The sequence below is a fragment of the Leifsonia sp. NPDC058292 genome (assembly GCF_042880955.1).
In the GTDB taxonomy this organism is placed as follows: domain Bacteria; phylum Actinomycetota; class Actinomycetes; order Actinomycetales; family Microbacteriaceae; genus Leifsonia.
Window position 1 is genome coordinate 1 of sequence record NZ_JBHVYL010000049.1, and the last position, 21,312, is coordinate 21,312.

19 protein-coding genes and 2 tRNA genes are annotated in these 21,312 nt (G+C 68.2%); 2 read left to right on the forward strand and 19 right to left on the reverse strand.

What is annotated here, in order from left to right; translation table 11 throughout:
- Positions 1 to 74 precede the first annotated feature (74 nt).
- From ACFVWR_RS17485 to ACFVWR_RS17500, 4 genes are all read right to left on the reverse strand, one after another.
- Positions 75 to 476 (reverse strand): hypothetical protein, encoded by a 402-nt coding sequence (locus ACFVWR_RS17485; RefSeq protein ID WP_387215103.1) that lies wholly within the window; start codon positions 474 to 476, stop codon positions 75 to 77.
- A gap of 171 nt (positions 477 to 647) precedes the next feature.
- A tRNA-Ile gene (locus ACFVWR_RS17490) sits at positions 648 to 721 on the reverse strand.
- 10 nt (positions 722 to 731) lie between these two features.
- Positions 732 to 1,994 carry a glycosyltransferase gene (locus ACFVWR_RS17495; RefSeq protein WP_387215106.1) on the reverse strand — a complete coding sequence of 421 codons (1,263 nt, stop codon included), beginning with the start codon at positions 1,992 to 1,994 and terminating at the stop codon, positions 732 to 734.
- Positions 1,995 to 2,084: 90 nt separating this feature from the next.
- A complete protein-coding gene (locus ACFVWR_RS17500) occupies positions 2,085 to 3,065 on the reverse strand; it encodes a DMT family transporter (protein WP_387215109.1) in 981 nt (326 codons plus the stop codon).
- 40 nt (positions 3,066 to 3,105) lie between these two features.
- Between ACFVWR_RS17500 and def the strand changes: the two genes are divergently transcribed.
- Entirely contained in the window at positions 3,106 to 3,672 is a 567-nt protein-coding gene (def, locus tag ACFVWR_RS17505; RefSeq protein ID WP_387215112.1) for a peptide deformylase, read from the forward strand.
- A 14-nt stretch (positions 3,673 to 3,686) separates the two neighbouring features.
- Here the strand turns inward: def and ACFVWR_RS17510 are convergent, their stop codons facing one another.
- From ACFVWR_RS17510 to dusB, 15 genes are all read right to left on the reverse strand, one after another.
- Positions 3,687 to 4,598 carry a sensor histidine kinase gene (locus ACFVWR_RS17510; protein ID WP_387215115.1) on the reverse strand — a complete coding sequence of 304 codons (912 nt, stop codon included), beginning with the start codon at positions 4,596 to 4,598 and terminating at the stop codon, positions 3,687 to 3,689.
- Between the two features lie 51 nt (positions 4,599 to 4,649).
- Complete coding sequence (locus tag ACFVWR_RS17515; protein WP_387215118.1) at positions 4,650 to 4,988, reverse strand: hypothetical protein; 339 nt, start codon at positions 4,986 to 4,988, stop codon at positions 4,650 to 4,652.
- Between the two features lie 131 nt (positions 4,989 to 5,119).
- Complete coding sequence (locus ACFVWR_RS17520; protein WP_387215121.1) at positions 5,120 to 5,782, reverse strand: response regulator; 663 nt, start codon at positions 5,780 to 5,782, stop codon at positions 5,120 to 5,122.
- Positions 5,779 to 6,987: a sensor histidine kinase gene (locus ACFVWR_RS17525; protein WP_387215124.1), complete on the reverse strand. Its 1,209-nt coding sequence runs from the start codon at positions 6,985 to 6,987 to the stop codon at positions 5,779 to 5,781. Before ACFVWR_RS17525 ends, ACFVWR_RS17520 begins: the two co-directional genes overlap by 4 nt.
- A gap of 161 nt (positions 6,988 to 7,148) precedes the next feature.
- Positions 7,149 to 7,221: transfer RNA gene (locus tag ACFVWR_RS17530), tRNA-Asn, on the reverse strand.
- 83 nt (positions 7,222 to 7,304) lie between these two features.
- Positions 7,305 to 8,318, reverse strand: coding sequence for a D-isomer specific 2-hydroxyacid dehydrogenase family protein (locus ACFVWR_RS17535; RefSeq protein WP_387215127.1), 1,014 nt, complete (start codon positions 8,316 to 8,318; stop codon positions 7,305 to 7,307).
- A gap of 54 nt (positions 8,319 to 8,372) precedes the next feature.
- A complete protein-coding gene (locus tag ACFVWR_RS17540) occupies positions 8,373 to 9,224 on the reverse strand; it encodes an ATP-binding cassette domain-containing protein (RefSeq protein WP_387215130.1) in 852 nt (283 codons plus the stop codon).
- Positions 9,225 to 9,234: 10 nt separating this feature from the next.
- Positions 9,235 to 10,926 (reverse strand): dipeptide ABC transporter ATP-binding protein, encoded by a 1,692-nt coding sequence (locus ACFVWR_RS17545; protein ID WP_387215133.1) that lies wholly within the window; start codon positions 10,924 to 10,926, stop codon positions 9,235 to 9,237.
- Complete coding sequence (locus ACFVWR_RS17550; protein ID WP_387215136.1) at positions 10,923 to 11,978, reverse strand: ABC transporter permease; 1,056 nt, start codon at positions 11,976 to 11,978, stop codon at positions 10,923 to 10,925. Before ACFVWR_RS17550 ends, ACFVWR_RS17545 begins: the two co-directional genes overlap by 4 nt.
- A gap of 1 nt (position 11,979) precedes the next feature.
- Positions 11,980 to 13,077: an ABC transporter permease gene (locus ACFVWR_RS17555; RefSeq protein WP_387215139.1), complete on the reverse strand. Its 1,098-nt coding sequence runs from the start codon at positions 13,075 to 13,077 to the stop codon at positions 11,980 to 11,982.
- A gap of 91 nt (positions 13,078 to 13,168) precedes the next feature.
- Entirely contained in the window at positions 13,169 to 14,797 is a 1,629-nt protein-coding gene (locus ACFVWR_RS17560; RefSeq protein ID WP_387215142.1) for an ABC transporter substrate-binding protein, read from the reverse strand.
- A 203-nt stretch (positions 14,798 to 15,000) separates the two neighbouring features.
- Positions 15,001 to 16,866 carry a DNA primase gene (dnaG, locus tag ACFVWR_RS17565; protein ID WP_387215145.1) on the reverse strand — a complete coding sequence of 622 codons (1,866 nt, stop codon included), beginning with the start codon at positions 16,864 to 16,866 and terminating at the stop codon, positions 15,001 to 15,003.
- 19 nt (positions 16,867 to 16,885) lie between these two features.
- Positions 16,886 to 18,181, reverse strand: a complete 1,296-nt coding sequence (locus ACFVWR_RS17570; protein WP_387215148.1) for a DUF4282 domain-containing protein — start codon at positions 18,179 to 18,181, stop codon at positions 16,886 to 16,888.
- 71 nt (positions 18,182 to 18,252) lie between these two features.
- The gene (locus ACFVWR_RS17575; protein WP_387215151.1) at positions 18,253 to 19,530 is read right to left on the reverse strand and encodes a deoxyguanosinetriphosphate triphosphohydrolase; all 1,278 of its coding nucleotides are present in this window, start codon (positions 19,528 to 19,530) and stop codon (positions 18,253 to 18,255) included.
- Positions 19,502 to 20,692: a tRNA dihydrouridine synthase DusB gene (gene dusB / locus ACFVWR_RS17580; RefSeq protein WP_387215154.1), complete on the reverse strand. Its 1,191-nt coding sequence runs from the start codon at positions 20,690 to 20,692 to the stop codon at positions 19,502 to 19,504. Before dusB ends, ACFVWR_RS17575 begins: the two co-directional genes overlap by 29 nt.
- 33 nt (positions 20,693 to 20,725) lie before the next feature.
- Between dusB and ACFVWR_RS17585 the strand changes: the two genes are divergently transcribed.
- On the forward strand, positions 20,726 to 21,244 hold the full coding sequence (locus tag ACFVWR_RS17585) for an aminoacyl-tRNA deacylase (protein WP_387215157.1): 519 nt from the start codon (positions 20,726 to 20,728) through the stop codon (positions 21,242 to 21,244).
- The last annotated feature ends 68 nt before the right edge of the window (positions 21,245 to 21,312 follow it).

Below are 21,312 nucleotides of genomic sequence, written 5' to 3' on the forward strand. Positions count from 1 at the left end.
CGAGGGGTCCCGACACGCCGTCTGGGTGTGCCTCCTGACGGCGTGTCGGGACCCCTCTGGGGCGGGTCGAGCGCCTAGGAGCGGAAGAACTCGGCGGCGCGGCCCGACCACAGCATGACGATGATGATCAGCGAGATCGCGGCGCTGATGGCCGCACCGACGAGCTGGTTCGGGAGCAGGATCGCCGTGTAGACCGTCGAAGCGATCGCCAGCAGCTGCACAAGGGTCACGATCGCCCGTGCGATGCTGCTCCCCCGCAGCAGTCCGCGTGCCACCGAGAAGGTGACGAGCGCGATCACGATCAGCAGGATGCCCGTGATGATGACACCGGCGGAACCGCCGAACTGTACCCGCAACGACGGATCGTTCTGGAACACCAGCAGGCCGATGCCGCTGATGAGGTTCAGGAGCGCCTGAATCCAGGTCAGAACGGCGATGAACGTGACCCTGGCCGGCCGGGCGGTTGCTGCGCTCATGCCTGCGAGCCTAGCGGCCGCCCCATCACCGCGTCGGTATTCCCCGCGATCCCGCGCGAAAAGTCCGTCGCGCCGGATGTCCACTCGGCGCGCCGCCCCAGAACACCGACTTTCCACACGCGGCCACAACCCTGCCGTGCCCGACTCCCACTAGGTGGAGTCCTCTGTAGGTAGGGCGGACGGGACTTGAACCCGTGACCGGCGGATTATGAGTCCGATGCTCTAACCAGCTGAGCTACCGCCCCGTGTGCGACGTCACTCGGACGTCGACACCGGTGGGGCCGCATCCGTCACCGGGTCGGCCACCGGCTCACCACGATACAGGCTTTCGAACGTGCTGATCGTGCGCTGGATGTCGTGTGCCGCGACGATGCGCAGCGACGCGTTCTTGAGCACGTCGAGCTGCTCTTGCGGCAGCCGCAGGATGTGCTCGAGGCGCGCCGCCATGTCTTCCGCGTTGCCCGGCTCGAAGAGGGAGCCGTTCTCGCCGTCGTGTACGAGGTGCGGAAGCGCCATCGCGTTCGCGGCGACCACCGGCAGCGCCGAGGCCATGGCCTCCATCGTCGCGATGGACTGCAGCTCGGCGATCGACGGCATCGCGAAGATCGACGCTCGGGTGTACGCCTCACGCAACTCGGCGTCGGTGACGTAGCCCGCGAACGTGACACGATCGGCGATGCCCAGGGTCTCCGCGAGGTGCTGCAGGTTCTTCAGCTGGTCGCCGCCTCCCACGATCTCGAGCTTGGTGTCGAGGTCGGCGGGGAGCAGCTTGATGGCGTTCAGCAGAACATCGATCTGCTTCTCACCCGTCACGCGGCCGACGAAGAGGATGCGGTTCTCGGTGCGCGGCGTGAAGTCGGGCGTGTAGTTGGAGGCGTCGATACCGCACGAGATCGCGTGCACACCGCGGAGGCCGGTGAACTTCTCCAGGAACTGCGCGGCCTTCAGGGTCGGCGTGGTGACGGCCTCGGCGCGCCCGAACGTTCGCTTCGCGGCCTTCCAGGCGAGCCCGATGGCCCATTCCTGGGTGCCCTTCGGGATCATCGTGAACTCGAGCATGTTCTCGGGCATGAAGTGGTTCGTGCCGATGATGCGGATGCCGCGCTTCTCAGCCTCGATGGAGAGGCCCCGACCGACGACGATGTGGGACTGGAAGTGCACGACATCCGGCTTGACCTCGTCGATCACCCGGGCGCTGTTCTGCTTGATGCGCCACGGCATGGCGAAGCGCAGCCAGTCGTGCGGATACCAGCGCCAGCTGTAGAGGCGGTGGGCCGTCATCTTCTGGCCCTCGTGCTCCTCCACCCAGGTGCCGTGCTTGCGGCTGGCCGCTGGGGCCATGATGTGCACGTCGTGGCCGCGCTCGACGAGACCGGCGGCGAGCCGCTCGGCGAAGCGCGCGGCTCCGTTGACGTCGGGCGCGAAGGTGTCCGCCCCGATGAGGACGGTCAGGGGCTTCTTCGCGGCGCCTGCCTGCTGGGCGGGCGTGTTGCTTAGCGGTCCGCTCGAATCGGGCACGTGGTGAATCCCTACAGTTTTGGGCCGGGACGATGAATCCGGCGATGGTCTCGCGCGGCCGGACGGAGCCCGACCGGCTGATTCAGTCGCTTAGTCTAAGCCGGAATCGGTGGAAGTGTCGGAAACCGCGGCCACTGACGGCGCGGCGGATAGCAGAGCTTCGGAGTTCTGCGGATGGTGTCTGGCGAGCTGGAAGACGCCGTAGACCGCCACCGCTCCCGTGAGGACGTAGCCCACCATCGCCCACCAGGGCGCCTGCGCGGCCTCGTCGAGGATCACGATGCCGATGGTCACCGCGACCAGCGGGTCGATCACGGTCAGCCCGGCGATCACGAGGTCGGGCGGGCCGGAGGAGTACGCGTTCTGAACGAAGTACGCCCCGAGGCCGGCGGCGGCGAGCAGCGCGAGGATGCAGAGCACCAGCAGCCAGTCCCAGTCGGCGTTGCTGATGCGCGCGATGGCGACCTTCGCGAGTGTTGCGACGAATCCGTAGAGGATGCCGGCGCCGACCACGTAGATGAGCGCCTTGAACTTCGAGCGGAAGAAGTAGAAGAACACCGCGAACGCGATGAGCACCACGGCGAGGATGATCAGGATCTCGATCAGAGCCCTCGTGGTCACCGGCGTGTCTCTGGCTGTGAACGCGGCGAGGATGGCGAACGCGCCGACGCCGCCGACGCAGAGACAGATGGCGATGACCGACGGCCGGTTGAGCTTCACCCGGCTGACGCGCGCGTTCAGGATGGCCGTGACGACCAGGGCGATCGCGCCGAGCGGCTGCACCACGATGATCGGCGCGAGGGTCAGGCTGACCAGCTGGAAGACGATGGCGAGGCCGAGCATGACGGTGCCGACCACCCAGGAGGGCCTCGCGAGAAGGCGCCCGAGCTGCGAGAGGCTGAGGCCCGAGCTGGCCTGCTGCGTACTGGCCTCGACCTTGGCGACGCCGTGATGCTGCAGCTGCGCGCCGATGGAGAGGAAGCAGGCGCCGATGAGTGCGATGGGGATGCCCAGGAACGCCTTGGGCTGCAGGGCGATGTCCTGCGTCACATCCATCAGTACCGTACTCACCCCACGACCCTACCCAGTTTCACTCCGATATTCTTGTCGAATGGCCGTCCTCCCCATCCGGATCACCGGAGACCCCGTCCTCCACTCCCCCGCAGCCGTCGTCACAGAGTTCGGCCCTGAGCTGCGCACTCTGGTCGAGAACATGTTCGAGACGATGGATGCTGCGCCCGGCGTCGGCCTCGCCGGTCCGCAGGTCGGCGAGCCGCTGCGTCTCTTCGTGTACGGCTGGACGGATGACGACGATGTGCTCCATCGCGGTGTGGCCATCAACCCGGTGCTGTGGATCAGCCCGGCTTCCGTCGACGAGCTGGACGAAGACGAGGAGTCGGAGGGCTGCCTGTCCGTTCCCGGTGAGCGTTTTCCGCTGCGCCGGTCGCAGCGCGCCATCCTCGAGGCCGTCGATCTGGAGGGCAAGCCGTTCGAGGTTCGCGCCGACGGGTGGCTCGCCCGCATCTTCCAGCACGAGTTCGACCACCTCGACGGGGTTCTCTACGTGGACAGGCTGACGCATCCGTTCGGCAAGCAGGCCCAGAAGGCGATTCGCAAGAACAGCTGGGGTGCGCCGGGTCTCAGCTGGCTTCCCGGGGAAGACCACCTGGAGGACTGACCGGATGCGGGCGGTCAGCGCCCGAGGTTCACTCCGTGCACGCCGTTGTGGAAACGCAGCGCCGGAAAGACCGCGGACACAGAGAACCCGACCCCCGGGACGGTGTTCGCGTTCAGGATGCCGCCGAAGAGCGCCGCGCGCTCCCGCATCTCGGTCAGTCCGGCGCCGTCGTACGTCTCGGTGAGCGAGCGGAGGTCGTCGTCGATCGTGTACTGCGTCGCCTGGTCGACCTGCTCGGGACTGAGGCCCGCACGGCGGGCGGCCGAACGGATCCCGTCGTCGTCGACGCTGACCTGAAGCCCTTCGCCGGTCCACGAGAAGGCGACGCTGACCGCTGTTCCCGCCCCGCCGTGCTTGAGAGCGTTCTCGAGCGAGCCCTGCAGGATGCGGAAGACGGCGAGCTCGGCGCCCGGCCGCAACTCGAAGCGCTCACCGCTTTCGGTGAACGTCACGTCGAGGCCCGCGTCGCGCATCACCCGGAACAGGTCGCGCGCCGAATGGAGGCTGGGCTGCGGCATCGACGCCGACTCGCCCTCGCGCACCACGGATTGCACGCGACGCAGATCGGCGAGTGCGTCGCGGGCCGACGTCTCGAGCGCACCGGCGCTCCGGGCGGCGGCCTGTGGGTCGGAGGCTGCGGCGTACCGGATGCCCTGCGCTTCGCTGACGAGACGGGTCACCGCCTGCACGGCCACATCCTGCAGCTCCCGGATGATGCGGAACCGGCCCGCGTGCTCCGCCAGTTCGAGTTCGCGGTCGATCCGCGTCCACTCGGATTCCTCGCGGGTGTGCTTCAACCGGCGGAAGCCGGCGCGGGCGCGCAGCCAGAGCACCAGCAGAACGACGACGACGACGAGGAGGACCCCGCCGGCGACGGTCAGTTGCAGAACGAGGGCGCGGGCGTCTGCTGTCGACAGGTCGTTCATGGTGTTCCTTTCGGGCCGTCGCGGGGGCAACGGCCCGAAAGAGCCTACCGGTCAGGCTTCGTTCTGGCGATTGGCCCGCAGGACTTCGAGGCGGGCCCGATACTCGACCTCGTCGATGTCGCCCTGAGCGAAGCGCTCGGCGAGCGTGGTCTCGGCGGCGCGAGTGGGGTTACCGCCGTTCCAGCCGTGGCCGTAGCCCGGACCGAACCCGGGTCCATAGCCGCCGCGCGCGGCGGCCGCTCGACGCCAGCGACGACCGGCGAACGTGAAGATCAGAACGAAGACGGCGATCCAGAACAGCGGGATCAGGAGGAAGAGCCAGCCGAAGCCGGGTCCCCATGGGCCGCCCCAGTGGGCGGCGACGGTCGCTGCGGCGAGTGTGCTGAGCATGATGGGTCCAATCGGTGAGCGCGGTCCGCTCTCTCCGCGAACCGTCACCATCAGCCTCCTCGGATGAGGCTCGTCGCGAATCCGCCGGCCGGAGTGATCTGCCGTACTCCGCCGGGAGCAGTTCGACCCGGCTACTGCCATCCCGGCTGCACGAGACCGCTCTCGTAAGCCACCACGACGAGGTGAACACGGTCCCGGGCGTCGAGTTTGGTCATGATGCGCGACACGTGGGTCTTCGCCGTCAGCGGGCTCAGAAAGAGCTTCTCGCCGATCTCGCCGTTGGTGAGGCCTTGCCCGACGAGGGCGAGCACCTCCCGCTCCCGTTCGGTGAGTGCGTCGAGCTCGCCCGCGGGCGGTGCCGGCCTCAGCCCGCCCGCCACGCGCTCGAGAAGACGCTTGGTGACGCTCGGCGACAGGAGGGCGTCACCGGCTGCGGCGACGTGCACCGCGCGGATGAGGTCGACCGGCTCCGTGTCCTTCACCAGGAACCCGCTGGCACCGGCGGCGATCGCCTGGGCGACGTACTCGTCGAGCTCGAAGGTCGTGACGACCACGATGTGCGTCTGCGCGAGGGCCGGGTCGCGCACGATCTCCTCCGTCGCCCACAGCCCGTCGCCGTCGGGCATCCGGATGTCCATGAGCACCACATCCGGTCTCGTCTCGCGGGCGAGCTCGACCGCGGCGCGACCCGTCGCCGCATCGCCGACCACGTCGATGTCGTCTTCGGCTTCGAGCAGAGCGCGGAATCCCGCACGGATGAGGTGCTGATCGTCGGCAAGCAATACGCGGATCATTCGACGTCCTTCGTGCTGACCGGTCCCGTCGCGGCGCTCGTGCGCACGGGGATGCGAGCGGTGACGACGAGGCCGCCGTTCGCGCCGGTGGTGGTCGCGAACCGGCCGCCCAGCAACTCGGCGCGCTCGCGCATCCCGAGCATCCCTTTGCCCGCCTGGGCGGAGCCGTCGGGCAGTCCACGACCGTCGTCGGCGATCGACACCACGTAGTCGCCGTCGTCTTCGCTCAGCGAGATGCGCACCGCGGTGGCCTGCGCGTGCCGGCCGACGTTCGTCAGCGACTCCTGCACGATGCGGTAGACGGCCAGCTGGATGGCCGGAGCCGGAACGCCGGAGATGTCGTTCTCGAACGTGACATCGAGACCCGCACGCTTGTAGGTCTCGACCAGCACCGGGATGCGGTCGAGGTCGGGTTCGGGTGCTCGCGACGCGGGATAGCCTTCCGAGCGCAGGAAGCCGAGCACACCGCGCACCTCTTCGAGGGCTTGACCGCTCGTGGTCTTGATCGCCGCCAGCGACTCGCGAGCCTTGTCGGGCCGCGTGTCGAACAGGTGCAGTCCGACTCCGGCCTGCACGCTGATCTGCGACAGCGAGTGCGCGAGCACGTCGTGCAGCTCTCGCGCGATGCGCAGCCTTTCGGCCTCGGCCACCGACTCCCGCCGCGCGGCGAGCCGTTGCGACACCTCGCGATAGCGCTCGCGACGATTGCGCATCGCCTCGCCGACCCCGACCAGCAGGCTCAGGATGAGTGCCACCAGCAACGGGCGCGCGATCGCAGCCGGGTTGCCCACCACCAGGTAAGCGGCCAGCGCGATCACGGCCATGCCGGCGAGTGTCCACCAGGCCCAGACGCGCGCTCCTCGCACCACGGCGCTGACGATGGCCAACGCCAAGGGCACAGCGGCGAGCGGCGGGCCGACGCCGATCGCTATCGCGGGCGCGCAGAGCACGCCGACGGCGACCACGACGGGTCCGGGATGCGCCCGGGCCAGCAGAAGCACGAATGACGACAGGAAGGCGGCCACGACGACAACGAGCGTCACCGGGTCGGAGACGGCGTGCAAAGCCGCGATGATGAGCACCGGCGTCTGCACGAGCGCCGCGACGATCACCGGGAACCAGCGGGCTCCGGCCGGACGGGGACGCCGCCCCCAGCCGTTCTCGGCGCGGGTCACCCAGGCTTCCTCGTCGGGGGTCCAGGGCATCTTCTCATGCTAGTCAGCCCGGCTGGGCGCCACATGCACCCGGGGGCTCGCAAGCGCCTACTCCCTCGGGAGTACCAGGCGTTCGTGTATTCCGCCGACGACATATGGGCGCGGGGACGAGAAAGCCCTCGACCTCCGTGCGGAGGTCGAGGGCTTGTCTGCTCCCCGAGATGGACTCGAACCATCAACCTGCCGGTTAACAGCCGGCTGCTCTGCCAATTGAGCTATCGAGGAATGCTTGAATCAGCGTTGCTACTTTACCAAGATTTCGTCTGCCGCCAAATCCGGGCCGATTCTCGCGCGCGTCGTGGCTCGCGTCAGTAGCCCTCGGCCGGATCGACGACCCCGACGAAGCGTCCGTCGCCCAGAAACGCCTCCACATTGAGGCGGATGCGTTCGGCGAGCAGCGGAGCCGTCATCTCCGGAGTGTCCGCCTGGTGCGGCGTGATCAGGGCGTGCGGTTCGTCCCAGAGCGGGTGACCGTCGGGCAGGGGCTCCGGGTCGGTCACGTCGACGCCCGCGCCCGCGATGGTGCCCTCTGCCAGGGCCGCCACCAGAGCATCCGTGTCGACCAGGCCGCCGCGCGCGATGTTCACGAGATACGCCGTGTTTTTCATCGCCTCGAACTCGGGGGCGCCGAACAGGTGGCGCGTTCCGCCGGTGAGGGCCGCCGCCACGACCACGACGTCGGCGTCGGGCAGCACATCGGCCAGCGCATCCGACGAGACGGTGCGTGCGGCGCCCGGCACCGGGGCCGACGACCGGCGCACGACGGTGATGTCGGCATCGAACGGTTCGAGCAGGCGGATGAGCTCGAGCGCGATGCCCCCGGCGCCCACGATCACGACATTGAGTCCGTAGAGCGAACGGCCTTCGGGCTCCGTCGCCCAGCTGCGAGCCGTCACGCGCTTGGGCAGCACACGCAACAGAGCGAGCGTCAGCGCCAGCGCGTGTTCGGCGACGGGCTGTGCGTAAGCGCCCTTCGCGCTCGTCCAGAGCAGGCCCGGTCGCTTCTCCTTCTCGAGGATGTCCGCGAACGCGTCGACGCCGGCGTACGGCAGCTGAACCCACCCGATCTGCGGGTTCTCCTCGAGCGCCTGGGCCAGCGCGTCGGCGTCCTTGTAGGAGAGCCAGATGAGACCGCGGGTCTCGCCGGAGAGCTCGGACACCGTTCCACCGCCGGACTCGACGGCGTCGACGAAGGTCTTGTTCGGCCGGGGACCGACCGCGATGGGGCCGGGCGCCGGCCGCTCGCTCTCGGGAACAGGCTCGGCGTCGACGGCGAGAACTGCCCGGTGCTGGCCCGCAACGGCGGCTCGATCAGAGGTCACAGTGGTCTCCAAGTCTGCACATCCGCCAGGGATGCGCGTCGGTGTTGCTGACGGTCATTCGGCCGGAGCGCGCTGAGGGCGGCGCTCGGTGCGGCGCTGCGGCGGCTTGAGCGCCTTCGCCAGCCCGGCGACGAACGGGTGCTCGGGGGACGCGAGCACCTCCTCGATCGGGCCGTAGCCGACGACGCGCCCGGTGTGGAGCACGAGCGCGTTCGACGTCGCGCGTCGCAGCACCGACAGGTCGTGGCTGACGAGCACGGCCGAGAACTCCGGGTGATCTTTCAGATTGCCGAGCAGATCGATCACCGCGTCGCGCACGGTCGCATCGATTCCGGCGGTCGGCTCGTCGGCGACCAGCACGTTCGGGCCGAGCACCAGAGCGCGCGCGAACGCGACGCGCTGACGCTGGCCGGCGCTCAGCTCGTACGGGTACTTGTTGAGCACGCTGAGCGGGAGGTGCACCGTGTCGAGCATCGTCGCCGCGCGCTCCCCCGCCGCACGACGACTGTAGTGCTCGTCACGTTCGAAGATCGGAAGGGCGACGTTCTCGGAGATCGTCAGAGAGGGCTCGAGGCTGCTGGCGGCGTCTTGCGGGAGATAGCCGACGTGAAAGGTCACTTCGGCGATGTCGCGCTTGCGAGCCTTGCGCATCGAGCGGCCCAGCACGAGCGCATCCCCGCCGCTCACTCGCGGGCCCGGTTCCGACGCACGCTGCGGCAGACCTCGCCCGGCCAGGATGGCAGCCAGGGTCGACTTCCCCGAACCCGTCTCGCCGAGGATCCCGAGCACCTCGCCGGGCTCGACGCGAAAACTGACCCCGCGCAGGGCGACGCACGAAGCGCTCGCCCCGCGCGCGGGATACTCGACCGACAGGTCGCTGACAACGATGGCGGGGTTGGAACTCACGACTACGACCCTAGGCGCTGTCCGCCCTCAACGCGCGCAGTGCCTCCCGCCGGTCGGCCTGTTCGACCGGATCGGGAACGGGGAGCGAGGCCAGCAGTCGCTGGGTGTACGCCTCGCGCGGGGAGCCGAGCACTTCGGCTCCCGTGCCCTCCTCGACGAGTTTTCCCCGGTGCAGCACCGCGATCCTGTCGGCCAGCAGATCGACGACGGCGAGATCGTGACTGATGAACAGGGCGGCGAACCCGAACTCCTTCTGCAACTCCGCGAAGAGCTCCAGCACCCGGGCTTGCACCGACACGTCGAGGGCCGACGTCGGCTCGTCGGCGATCAGCAGCGTCGGTTCGAGGGCGAGCGCGCGAGCCAGGCTGGCCCGCTGACGCTGACCGCCGCTCAACTCGTGCGGAAAGCGGTCGCCGTAGCTCTTCGGCAGCTGCACCGCCTCGAGCAGGTCGTCCACCCGGGGGCGGGCATTCCTCGGGTCGGATGCGCGCCCGTGCACGATGAGCGGTTCGGCGACGCAATCGGCGATGGTCAGCAACGGGTTGAAGCTCGACGCAGGGTCTTGGAAGACGAAGCCGATGTCGCGTCGCACCGGCTTGAACGTGCGCTCGCGCACCCCGTTCATCTCGACGCCGAGCACCCTGAGCGAACCGCCTGTAACCTTGCCCAGCCCGCCGATGGCACGGCCGATCGTCGTCTTGCCCGAACCGCTCTCCCCCACGAGGCCTAGCACCTCGCCCGCGCGGATCTCGAAATCGACGCCATCGACGGCCACGAAGCCCGGCTGACCGAGCCGACCGGGGTACTGGATGCGCAGGCCCTCCGCCTTCACGACGGGCACTGCATCCGCCCACCCGGCGGCGCGCGTGTCGGCCCGGTCGCGCGTCGAAGACAGGCCCTGCCCGATACGCGGAACGGACGCGAGCAGTTTGCGCGTGTAGTCGGCCTGGGGAGCGGAGAACAAGGTCTTCGCGTCAGCCTCCTCGACCACCTTGCCCTGGTACATCACGGCGACCCGATCGGCCAGGTCGGCGACCACGCCCATGTTGTGCGTGATCAGCACGATGGCGGCGCCGAACTCGTCGCGGCACCGGCGCAGCAGGTCGAGGATCTCCGCCTGCACGGTCACGTCGAGCGCCGTGGTCGGCTCGTCGGCGACGATCAACCCGGGATTCAGTACGAGCGCCATCGCGATGATGATGCGCTGCTTCTGGCCGCCGGAGAACTGATGCGGGTAGTACTTGACCCGCTTCTCGGGCTCCGGGATGCCCACGCGGCCGAGGATCTCGATCGCCTGCTTGCGCGCCTCCTTCTTCGACAGCTTGCCGTGGGCGCGAAGACCCTCGGCGATCTGCCAGCCGACCGGATACACCGGGTTCAAAGCCGTCGACGGCTCCTGGAACACCATCGCCACATCCGTACCCCGCACCTCGCGAAGCTGACGCTTGCTGAGGCTGATCACGTCGGCCTCGCTCGTGCCGTCCTTGCTACGCAGGATGACAGCGCCCGATGTGGTCGCCGTCTCGGGCAGCAGGCCGAGGATGGTCTTGGCCGTGACCGTCTTGCCACTTCCGGACTCTCCCACGATCGCCAGCACCTCACCGGGTGCGACGCGCAGACTCACATCGTCGACCGCCTTGACGGCGCCGGCGTCGGTGGAGAAGGAGACCGAGAGTCTGTCGATCTGTACGACGTCGCTCATGGCTTGACCTCGATTCCGTGCTCGTCGAATGATTCCCCGCCCTCGAGGCCGGCGAGGCCTCCGGGACCCGCCTCGAGCGTTCCGCCCGGCACGACCGACGTCTCGGCCACGAGGCCGGACGATTGGGCGACGGCACGGCGTCCGCGCAGCCGTGGGTCGGCCAGGTCGTTCAGGCTCTCGCCGACGAGCGTGATGCCGAGAACGGCCAGCACGATCGCGAGGCCCGGGTAGAGCGCCGTCCACCAGATGCCGCTCGTCACATCCGAGAGCGCCTTGTTGAGGTCGTAGCCCCACTCGCTGGCCGAGGTGGGCTGGATGCCGAACCCGAGGAAGCCCAGCCCGGCGAGGGTCAGGATCGCCTCCGACGAGTTCAGGGTGAAGATCAGCGGCAGTGTCCTCGTCGAGTTGCGCAGCACGTGACGGAACATGATGCGGCTGTTGCTCGCGCCGACGACCTTCGCCGATTCGACGTAGGCCTCGGCTTTGATGCGCACCGCCTCGGCTCGGATGACCCGGAAATACTGCGGGATGAACACGACCGTGATCGAGATCGCAGCGGCCAGGATGCCGCCCCACAGACTCGACTGGCCGCCGCTGATGACGATCGCCATGACGATCGCCAGCAGCAGCGACGGGAAGGCGTAGATCGCGTCGCAGACGACGACGAGCAGACGGTCGAGCCAGCCGCCGAAGTAGCCGGAGACCAGACCGAGCAGGATGCCGGCGAAGATCGAGAGCACGACGGCCACGATGATCACGGCGAGGGCGGTCTGCGCTCCCCAGATCGTGCGCGAGAACACGTCGTACCCGCCGACGGTCGTGCCCCAGATGTGCTGGGCGCTCGGCGGCTGCTGCGCGCCGAACTGCTGGCCGTCCGCGCCCTTCAGCTGAGCGAACCCGAACGGGGCGATCAGCGGAGCGAAGATCGAGACGAGGACGAACACTCCGGTGATGACCAGGCCGGCCACCAGCATCCCGCGCTGCAGGCCGACGCTCTGCCTCAGTTGATGGATGACGGGGAGGCGATCCCAGATGCTGCGCTTGGCGGCCATCTCAGTACCTCACTCTCGGGTCGATGAGCGCCGCGATGATGTCGACGATGAAGTTGGTGAGTGCGACGACGACCGCGAGCAGCGCCACCAGGCCCTGCACCGCTACGAAGTCGCGCGCCTGCAGGTAGTGAGCCAGCTGGAAGCCGAGCCCCTTCCACTCGAACGTCGTCTCGGTGAGCACCGCGCCGCCGAGCAAGAGGGCGATCTGCAGACCGATCACCGTGATGATCGGGATGAGCGCCGGCCGGTAGGCGTGCTTACGCACCAGCCTCGACTCGCTGACACCCCGCGAACGCGCAGCGTCGACGTAGTCGGTCGAGAGCGTACCGATCACGTTGGTGCGCACCAGCCGGAGGAACACTCCGGCGGTCAGCAGGCCGAGCGCGACGGCCGGCAGAATCGCGTGCGTGAGCACATCGCTGATCACCGCAGGGTCGCCCGTCTGGAACGCGTCGATCAGGTAGATTCCGGTCTTGTTCGGCAGTGTCTGCATCTCCAGCTCGGAGCCGGTCGACGCCCTGCCCGCCACCGGCAGCCAGTTCAGCCAGATGGAGAACACGAGCTTCAGCAGCATGCCGGCGAAGAAGACCGGTGTCGCATAACAGAGGATGGCGAAGATGCGGAGGGCCGCATCCTGCCCCTTGTCCCGGAAGTATGCGGCCACCATGCCGAGCGGGATGCCGACCACGAACGCGACGATGAGCGCGTAGAAGGCGAGTTCGAGCGTTGCGGCGCCGTAGGTGAGCAGCACCTGGAACACCGGCTGGTTGTCGCTGAGCGTCGTGCCGAAGTTGCCGGTGAAGATCTGCCCGAGGTACTCGAAGTACTGCACGAGGAGCGGTCGGTCGTAGCCGGCCTCATGGATGCGCTCCGCCAGCTGCGCGGCAGTGAGCTTGCCGCCCAGCGCAGCCGTGATCGGATCGCCCGTCGAGCGCATGAGGAAGAAGACGAGGGTGACGAGGATGAAGATCGTCGGGATGATGAGCAGGGCGCGAACCACGATGTAACGGCCGAGGCCGCCTCCCGATCGTCGTTTCGCCCGCGGAGTTGCTGGGCCCGGCGCGATGGACGCTGCGGGGCCGGTGACAGTCGCTGTCATGTGAACCAATCGTGGGGTGGACCTGGTGCGGGGGCGATTCGCCGAAACGAACCGCCCCCGGTACGGCCGGCGTCAGCCGGCCGTCACTGCATCAGCCCTTGGAGAGGGCTGCGTAACGGAACTTGAACGACGGGTCGAGCGTCTTGTCGGTGCCCGACACATCCTTGCCGACGACGGCGATCTGCGCGCCCTGCAGCAACGGCAGGGTGGACAGGTCGGCCCCGACCTTGGCCTGGATCTCCTCGATGAGCTTCGTGCGAGCATCGGCGTCGGTCGTGCCCGCCTGCTGCTCGATCAGCTTCTGAACCTCCGCGTTGTCGTAGTGGTTCGCGAGGAAGTTGTCCTTGATGAAGAACGGCGTCAGGTAGTTGTCCGCGTCGGAGTAGTCCGGGAACCAGCCGAGCTGGTACGCCGGGTACACGTCGGCCGTGCGGTCCTTGGAGTACTGCACCCACTCGGTGGACTGCAGGTTCACCTTGAACAGTCCGCCGGTCTCCAGCTGCTCCTTGACGAGCGCGTACTCGTCGCCCGACGACGGGCCGTAGTGGTCCGGGTTGTACTGGAGGTTCAGAGCGACAGGAACCGAGACGCCGGCGGCCTGGAGGGCTGCCTTCGCCTTGTCGAGGCTCGGGCCTCCGTTGCCGTCGCCGTACAGGTCCTTCAGCACGGTCGTGGCGCCGGTGAGGCCCTCGGGAACATACGAGTAGAGCGGCGTGTAGGTGTCCTTGTAGACCTGCTTCGCGATCGCGGCGCGGTCGACGAGGTCGGCGGCGGCCTGGCGAACGGCGAGCGACTTGGCCGCATCCGCTTCAGGCGTGGTCGCACCGTACGGCATCGTGTTGAAGTTGAAGACGATGTAGCGGGTCTCGCCGCCCGGCCCCTTCACCACCTTGACGCTCTTGTTGCCCTCGAGGCTCTCGATGTCGGTGGCCGACAGGCTGCGGAACGCGACATCGATCGCGCCCTTCTGGATGTCGAGCTTCAGGTTCGACGACTCGGCGTAGTACTTCACGTTGATCTTGTCGGTCTCCGCCTTGCCGAGCAGCCCCTTGTAGCCGGAGTACGCCTTGTAGGCGATCAGGTTGTTGAAGTCGTAGCTGGTGATCTCGTACTGACCGGCGAAGGCCTTGGCCTTGACGATGTCTTTGTCGGGCGTGACCTTGGTGGCCGAGAAGGCCTGCTCGTCGACGATCGGGCCCGCGGGGCTCGAGAGCACCTGCGCGAAAGTCTGGTCGTTCGGCACCTTCAGCTTGAACACGACCGTGGTGTCATCCGGCGTCGACACGCTGTCGAGGTTGGCCAGCAGCGAGGCGGGGCCGTTCGGGTCGTTGATCTTCTTCTGACGGTCGAACGTGAACTTCACGTCGGACGAGGTCAGATCGTGACCGTTCGCGAACTTGAGGCCCGGCTTCAGCTTGACCGTGTACTCGGTCGGAGCGGTGAAATCCGCGGACTCCGCGATGTCGGGCTTCACATCCGGGCTGCCGTAAGGCGAGTTGAGCAAGAACGGGTAGACCTGGTTCATCACGGCGAAAGAGCCGTTGTCGTACGAGCCGGCCGGGTCGATCGAGGTGATCTTGTCGGTCGTGCCGACGGTCAGCGTTCCACCGCTGCCCGCGTTGTTCGCGTTGCCGGAGCAACCGGCGAGCACCAAAGCCGCAGCCGCGAACGTCGCGGACACGGCCAGCAGGCGTTTGCCGCTGATGTGTGCGGATCTCATATCCGAATACCTCTTCCTGGTGTGGTGGGGTCACGTCAACGGCGCGCACACACGTGCCTCATTGCCGTTTCGTGTAGCCATAGTCCTAACACGAAACGCGTTCAAGACATGAATCCAGACGGGTTTTGTAGCGAGATCTTAACGTTCGACGCACTTTTTCGCCGCAAGAACGCGATCAGATGGCGTGGATGCGCCTCGAACGCCTATTCTTCACGCAGCTTGCGGCGCTCGGCCTCGATGGTCATCATCGCGCGGCCGATCGTGCGAACGGCTTCGGGGTCGTCACTGCGGCGCAGACGCAACTGCAGCTCCGCCTTCTCACGCAGCAGATCGCGTTCGATGAGGGCGCCCGCGACCGACCGCGCGTAGGCCGTGATGTCGCCCGTCTGCGCCTGGGGCACGGATGCGACGCTCAGTTCGTTCACGAGGGGCGCGAACGGTGCCGGCACCTCCGCGGTGATGCGGTCGACCCAGCCGGGTTCGCTGAGCGTCGGCAACTGGGTGGCTATCGCATCCTTGACGACGCCGAGCGACGGATTCGAGAACGGCACCTGCACGACGCGCGCGGCCCGCTCGGCACCGACCTCGCCCGGGAACTGCAGCAGCACCATCAGCGTCTCCCGTTCGGTTCGGGAGACCGGGTCGTTCGGCAGGTCGCTCAGGCCCGCGCCCGCGCGGATCTCGGGTTGGGTCTGCGCCTGCGACTGCTGGCGGTTCTGCTGCTGGGGCTGACCTCCGGACTGCCGCTCGCCCCGGCGGGCCGCCTGCACGGCGCGCAGCGTGTCCTGCAGGTCGGCGCCGGACAACCGGGCAAGCTCTCTGGCGTAGCCGTTCTGCGAGGCCGGGTCGCGGATCGTCGCGACGATCGGCGCTCCCCCGCGCATCGCCGCAGTGCGACCTTCGACGGTGTTCAGGTCGTAGCGGTCGACGACCTGCCTGATCATGAACTCGAACATCGGCTTCTTGGCGTCGATCATCCGTCGAACGGCGTCGTCGCCCTTCTCCAGACGCAGATCGCACGGGTCGAGGCCGTCGGGGCCGACGGCGACGTACGTCTGCGCCGAGAACCGCTGCTCCTCGCCGAAAGCACGGGCGGCGGCCTTCTGGCCCGCCGCATCCGGATCGAACGTGAAGATCACCGAGCCGGTGCTGTTGTCGTCGCCCATGACGCGCCGGATCACCTTGATGTGGTCGATTCCGAACGCCGTTCCGCATGTCGCGACAGCGGTCGTGATGCCGGCGAGGTGGCAGGCCATGACGTCGGTGTACCCCTCGACGACCACGACCTGATCGAGCTTCGACACATCCCGCTTCGCAAGGTCGAGGCCGTAGAGCACCTGGGCCTTCTTGTAGACGGGCGTCTCCGGCGTGTTCAGGTACTTCGGCCCTTTGTCGTCGTCGAGCAGCCGACGCGCGCCGAACCCGATCGTCTGGCCTGTGAGGTCGCGGATGGGCCAGATCAGCCTGCCGCGGAACCGGTCGTAGACCCCGCGATCGCCCTGCGACACCAGCCCGGCCGTGGTGAGCTCTTCGACCGTGAAGCCCTTGCTGCGGAGGTGCTTGGTGAGCTCGTCCCAGCTCTTCGGCGCGAAACCGACGCCGAACTGGGCGGCGGCGTGCGAGTCGAACCCGCGCTCCCCCAGGAAGCGACGGCCGATCTCGGCCTCCGGCGCACCGAGCTTCGAGCGGAAGAACTCTTCTGCCGCGCCGTTGGCGGCCAGGATGCGCGCACGGTTGCCGTGCTCGGACGGCCCGCCGCCGCCATCCTCGTAGTGCAGGGAGAACCCGATGCGAGCCGCCAGTCGCTCGACCGCCTCGGTGAACGACACGTGGTCGAGCTTCTGCAGGAACTCGTAGACGTCGCCGCCTTCACCGCACCCGAAGCAGTGGTAGCGCCCGACACCGGGGCGCACCTGGAAGCTCGGGCTCTTCTCGTCGTGGAACGGGCAGAGACCTTTGAGCGCCCCGACTCCCGCCGATTTCAGACTGACGTAGTCGCCGACGATGTCGGCGATGTTGGTGCGGGCTTTGACCTCTTCGATGTCACTCTGTCGAATACGGCCGGCCATGCTTCGATTCTAGTGCGGGCTACTGGCGCTGCTTCTTGCGCCCTCGGGTGTTCTGGGCGATCTCGATGATCGCGACGAACACTTCGATGCCGACGCGCAGGAGCAGCACGGAGAGCACCGCGCCGACGAGCGTGATGATCACTCCGAACAGGAACACGAAGGCGCCGAGGAACGAGTGCGTGTTCAGCGCGGTCGTGAGGCTGTACACGATCGAGAGCAGCATGCTGAGCCCGATGAGCACGAGGCCCACCACGTACACCGGCCCCGCGAGTTTGCGCGTGACGTAGTTGGTGAACGTGAAGTCGAACAGGGAGCTGAAGAAGCGGGCGTCGTCGAGTCGGTCGGCGTAGTCGGTGACGCTGCGCGGGGCGCCGTATGCGCCCTGAGGAGCTTGCTCGCCCTGCGTCGGCGGGAACTCCTCTGTCGGCGGGGCCTCCTGCGTCGGCGGGAGGGATGCGTCGGGCTGCGATGGCTGACTCGTGTCGGCCGGCGCGGTCGCATCCGCCGGCGGGGTCGTCGTAGTCGTCGCGTTCGCGGGGTTCGGAGCTGCCGTCGCGTCGTCGTCGGCAGTGCCCGGGCTCGGCGCTTCGGCCGTGGTCTCCGTCTGGGCATCGGATGTGGGCGAGCTTTCAGCGACGGGCCCTGGCTCGGCCTCGGTCGCCGTCACCGTGGCGTCGGGCTCGGCCTCGGTCGCCGTCACCGAGGTGTCGGGCTCGGCCGGCGTCGACGTCGACGCTGATTCGGGAGCGGCAGCGCGAGACGTCTGGTGCCGCGCCGCGCGACGCTGAGCAGGGCTGGCGGTCGGCGACACCGGCGCCTCTTCCCCTTCGGTGGTGCCGACGCTGTCGACGACGGCGGCGTTGTGCGCGGCCAGCGCGGTGTCGAGGATGCTGGGAACATCACCGAGCGCGTCAGGCTTCGGCGTCGACCGACCCGTCGCTGGGCGACGAGCAGTCGTGCGGGCGCCGGCTGGCTTGGCTGCGGCGGACTTGGCGGTCGGCGTCGTGGCCGACGGCACCTTCGCCGGCGGCGTCTTCGCGGCGGGCGTCTTCGCCGCTGGAGCCTTCGCGGCCGACGTCTTCGCCGCCGGGACCTTCACGGCCGGCGTCTTCACGGCCGGAGTCTTCACGGCCGGAGTCTTCGCGCCCGGAGCCTTCGCTGCGGCGGCCTCGGCTTCAGCGCCCGCGGCAACAGCACCCTCTGCGCCGACGACCTTCGGCGCTGACCTCCGCGGCGCCCGTTTGGCCGGAGCCGGGGGCGTCGCTTGGTCGGGCTGCTGGTCGTCGCCGTTGACCGGTGGCTGTGGGGTGCTCATTGTGTCCTTTCGGTGGCCGCGACTCCCAGCATTCTGCTTTGAGCCTGGGGTTTCAACCCCACCCGGCCAAGTCAGTGCTGTACGAGACGTTCGTACCAGCTGAGAGCCGACTGATCGGTGAGGCTGGCGACCTGGTCGACGACGACGCGTTTGCGCGCGGTGTCGGTTTCGGCGAATGCCCAGTCTTCGGCGAATCCCGGGTCGAGCTGATCGGATGCCCGCGAGTACAGCACGTCGGCGAGGGCCGTGAGCACCTGACGCTGCTGGACGTAGATGGGCTGGCGGGTGTTCTTCGACATGACGAACGTCGCCACGATGCCCTTCAGCACGGCGATCTCGCACTGGATGGCCTTCGGCACCACGACATCCGCGCCGAACCGGGCGAGCGAATCAGTTCGAGCTGCCTCGCGCGTCGCCCGGATCGCCGCCCCCGCGAACCGCCCGATGAGCTGGCTCGTGAGGTTCTTCAGCTTGGCCTGCGAACGACGGCTGCCGTCCCAGCCGTCGAGCCAGATGTCGAGGTTGTCCAGCCGGTCGAACGCGGCGATCAGCTCGTCATGACTGAACTCGCCGCCGATCCATTCGTACATGGACCGCACCAGGTCGTCGTGGTCGACGCGGCTGCCCAGGGCGGCGACGTCGATGTAGCCGTTCACCACCGCATCCTCGAAATCGTGCACCGAGTACGCGATGTCGTCGGAGAGGTCCATCACCTGGGCCTCGATGCACCGCACCCGCTCGGGTGCTCCGGCGCGCATCCAGTCGAAGACCGGCGTGTCGTCAGCGTAGAAGCCGAATTTGGCGCGGCCGCTCGGGTCGGCGACCGATGAGGAGGCGGGCCACGGATACTTGCAACTCGCGTCGAGGCTGGCGCGGGTGAGGTTCAGCCCGTATGCCCGGCCGTCGGGCCCGAAGACCTTCGGCTCGAGCCGCGCGAGAAGGCGCAGGGTCTGGGCGTTGCCCTCGAACCCGCCGATGTCGCGGGCCCACTCGTTGAGCGCCCGCTCGCCGTTGTGGCCGAACGGAGGATGCCCGATGTCGTGCGCGAGGCAGGCGGTGTCGACGATGTCGGGATCGAGACCGAGGCTGGTGGCCAGCTCGCGGCCGACCTGCGCGACCTCGAGCGAATGGGTGAGCCGGTTGCGGGCGAAGTCGAGCCCGGCGGTCGGGCTGAGCACCTGCGTCTTGGCGGCGAGCCGCCTCAGAGCGCTCGAGTGGAGGAGGCGGGCGCGGTCGCGCGCGAAATCGCTGCGGCGGTTGGAGTGCTGCTCGGGGAGCCACCGCTCCCGGTCGTAGTCGCTGTACCCGCTCGCATCCGCGCTATCCGCCACTGTTGTGAACCTCCGCATCGGCGATCTCCGCCCGCTCATATCCCTCGAGGTCGCGGTTGTTCAGCCACCCGTCCGGCAGCGCCGGGCGTTTCGGCGAACCCGCCCGACCGCGCTGCCCTTCCGCCGCCTCGCCCGGGTACTCCTGATCCCAGTCGAGCGTCGCGAGCAGATCGTCGAGGTGCGCGAGCGTGTCGACCGTCGCCAGGCTCGCCCGGAGATCGCCGCCCACCGGGTATCCCTTGAAGTACCAGGCCACGTGCTTGCGGATGTCGCGGCAACCCCTTTCCTCGCTGTCGAAGAACTCGACGAGCAGCTCGGCGTGGCGGCGGAACGTCGCCGCGACCTGGCCGAGCGAGGGATGGGCCTGCGCGCGTGCGGCCTCAGCAGCGTCGATCTCGCCGGCGCGGGCGCGGAATGCCGCGGCGAGGTCGCCGAACAACCAGGGCCGCCCGAGGCAGCCGCGCCCCACGACGACGCCGTCGCAGCCGGTCTCCTCCACCATCCTGATGGCATCTGCCGCCGACCAGATGTCGCCGTTTCCCAGTACCGGCGTTCCGGTGATCGTCTCTTTGAGCTTGGCGATCGCCGACCAGTCCGCGTGGCCGGAATAGAACTCTGCCGCCGTCCGGGCGTGCAGCGCGATGGAGGCGACTCCGGCTCCCTCCGCGGCCTTGCCCGCCTCGAGATAAGTGAGGTGGTCGCTGTCGATGCCCTTGCGCATCTTCACAGTGAGCGGGATCGGGCCTGCGGCCTTCACCGCGCCCTCGACGATCTCGCGGAACAGTCCGAGCTTCCAGGGAAGGGCCGCACCGCCTCCCTTGCGGGTGACCTTCGGCACCGGGCAGCCGAAGTTGAGGTCGATGTGGTCGGCGCGATCTTCGGCCACCAGCATCGTCACCGCTTCTGACACGGTCTTCGGGTCGACCCCGTAGAGCTGGATCGACCGCGGGGTCTCCGACTCGTGGTGAGTGATGAGCCGGAGCGACTCCGGCGTTCTCTCGACCAGCGCCCGCGACGTGATCATCTCGCTCACGTAGAGGCCGGCCCCGAACTCGCGGCAGAGCCGTCGGAAGGCCGTGTTGGTGATCCCGGCCATCGGAGCCAGCACGACGGGCACGTCGAGTGCCAGCGGACCGATGGTCAGCTGGGGTGCGTGGCTTATCGTTGCTGTAGTAGACATCTCACTCGATTCTCCCAGAAAGCGCGGTGGACCATGACCGAGAGCCCGGATGCTGTGGAGACTCCGAGAAACGATTCCGCTGTGGAGGATGGCAGGGCCCGGGCAGAGGCCGACGCCGCCGCCCGCGGAGTGAGCATCCGGATCGTGCAGCGGCCCGCCGCGAACAGTCTTGCCGAGGCGGCCGGGCTGCTCGGCATCCAGCCGGCCGACATCGTGAAGACGCTGGTCGTGAAACGCAGCGACGGCACATTCGTGTTCGCTCTCGTGCCGGGTGGTCGCAAGATCTCCTGGCCGAAGCTCCGCACGCTCCTCGGCGTCAACAAGCTGCAGCTGCCGGATGCACGGGTCGCCCTCGACGCGACCGGCTACGAACGCGGAACGATCACCCCGTTCGGCAGCACCACCGCCTGGCCGGTGGTGGCGGACGAGTCCGTCGTCGGACGCACCATCGCCCTCGGCGCCGGAGCCCACGGGTACACGCTCTTCGCCGACGCCGACGACGTCGTGCGCGCCTTCTCCGCCACCGTCGCCGACATCACCGAGCCCGAGTAGCCGCCCAGCCTGCCGCCGTTTTTCATCGAGGGGTCCCGACACGCCGTCTCGGCGCGCCGGGAGACGGC

Bases quoted from the DNA above. Each gene is read 5' to 3' on its own strand.
- ACFVWR_RS17525 (WP_387215124.1), bottom strand. From the start codon at position 6,987: ATGCCCTGGACCCCCGACGAGGAAGCCTGGGTGACCCGCGCCGAGAAC.
- ACFVWR_RS17585 (WP_387215157.1), top strand. From the start codon at position 20,726: ATGACCGAGAGCCCGGATGCTGTGGAGACTCCGAGAAACGATTCCGCT.
- ACFVWR_RS17550 (WP_387215136.1), bottom strand. From the start codon at position 11,978: ATGGCCGCCAAGCGCAGCATCTGGGATCGCCTCCCCGTCATCCATCAA.
- ACFVWR_RS17545 (WP_387215133.1), bottom strand. From the start codon at position 10,926: ATGAGCGACGTCGTACAGATCGACAGACTCTCGGTCTCCTTCTCCACC.
- ACFVWR_RS17570 (WP_387215148.1), bottom strand. From the start codon at position 18,181: ATGAGCACCCCACAGCCACCGGTCAACGGCGACGACCAGCAGCCCGAC.
- ACFVWR_RS17575 (WP_387215151.1), bottom strand. From the start codon at position 19,530: ATGCGGAGGTTCACAACAGTGGCGGATAGCGCGGATGCGAGCGGGTAC.
- ACFVWR_RS17515 (WP_387215118.1), bottom strand. From the start codon at position 4,988: ATGCTCAGCACACTCGCCGCAGCGACCGTCGCCGCCCACTGGGGCGGC.
- dnaG (WP_387215145.1), bottom strand. From the start codon at position 16,866: ATGGCCGGCCGTATTCGACAGAGTGACATCGAAGAGGTCAAAGCCCGC.
- def (WP_387215112.1), top strand. From the start codon at position 3,106: ATGGCCGTCCTCCCCATCCGGATCACCGGAGACCCCGTCCTCCACTCC.
- ACFVWR_RS17520 (WP_387215121.1), bottom strand. From the start codon at position 5,782: ATGATCCGCGTATTGCTTGCCGACGATCAGCACCTCATCCGTGCGGGA.
- ACFVWR_RS17510 (WP_387215115.1), bottom strand. From the start codon at position 4,598: ATGAACGACCTGTCGACAGCAGACGCCCGCGCCCTCGTTCTGCAACTG.
- dusB (WP_387215154.1), bottom strand. From the start codon at position 20,692: ATGTCTACTACAGCAACGATAAGCCACGCACCCCAGCTGACCATCGGT.
- ACFVWR_RS17560 (WP_387215142.1), bottom strand. From the start codon at position 14,797: ATGAGATCCGCACACATCAGCGGCAAACGCCTGCTGGCCGTGTCCGCG.
- ACFVWR_RS17555 (WP_387215139.1), bottom strand. From the start codon at position 13,077: ATGACAGCGACTGTCACCGGCCCCGCAGCGTCCATCGCGCCGGGCCCA.
- ACFVWR_RS17485 (WP_387215103.1), bottom strand. From the start codon at position 476: ATGAGCGCAGCAACCGCCCGGCCGGCCAGGGTCACGTTCATCGCCGTT.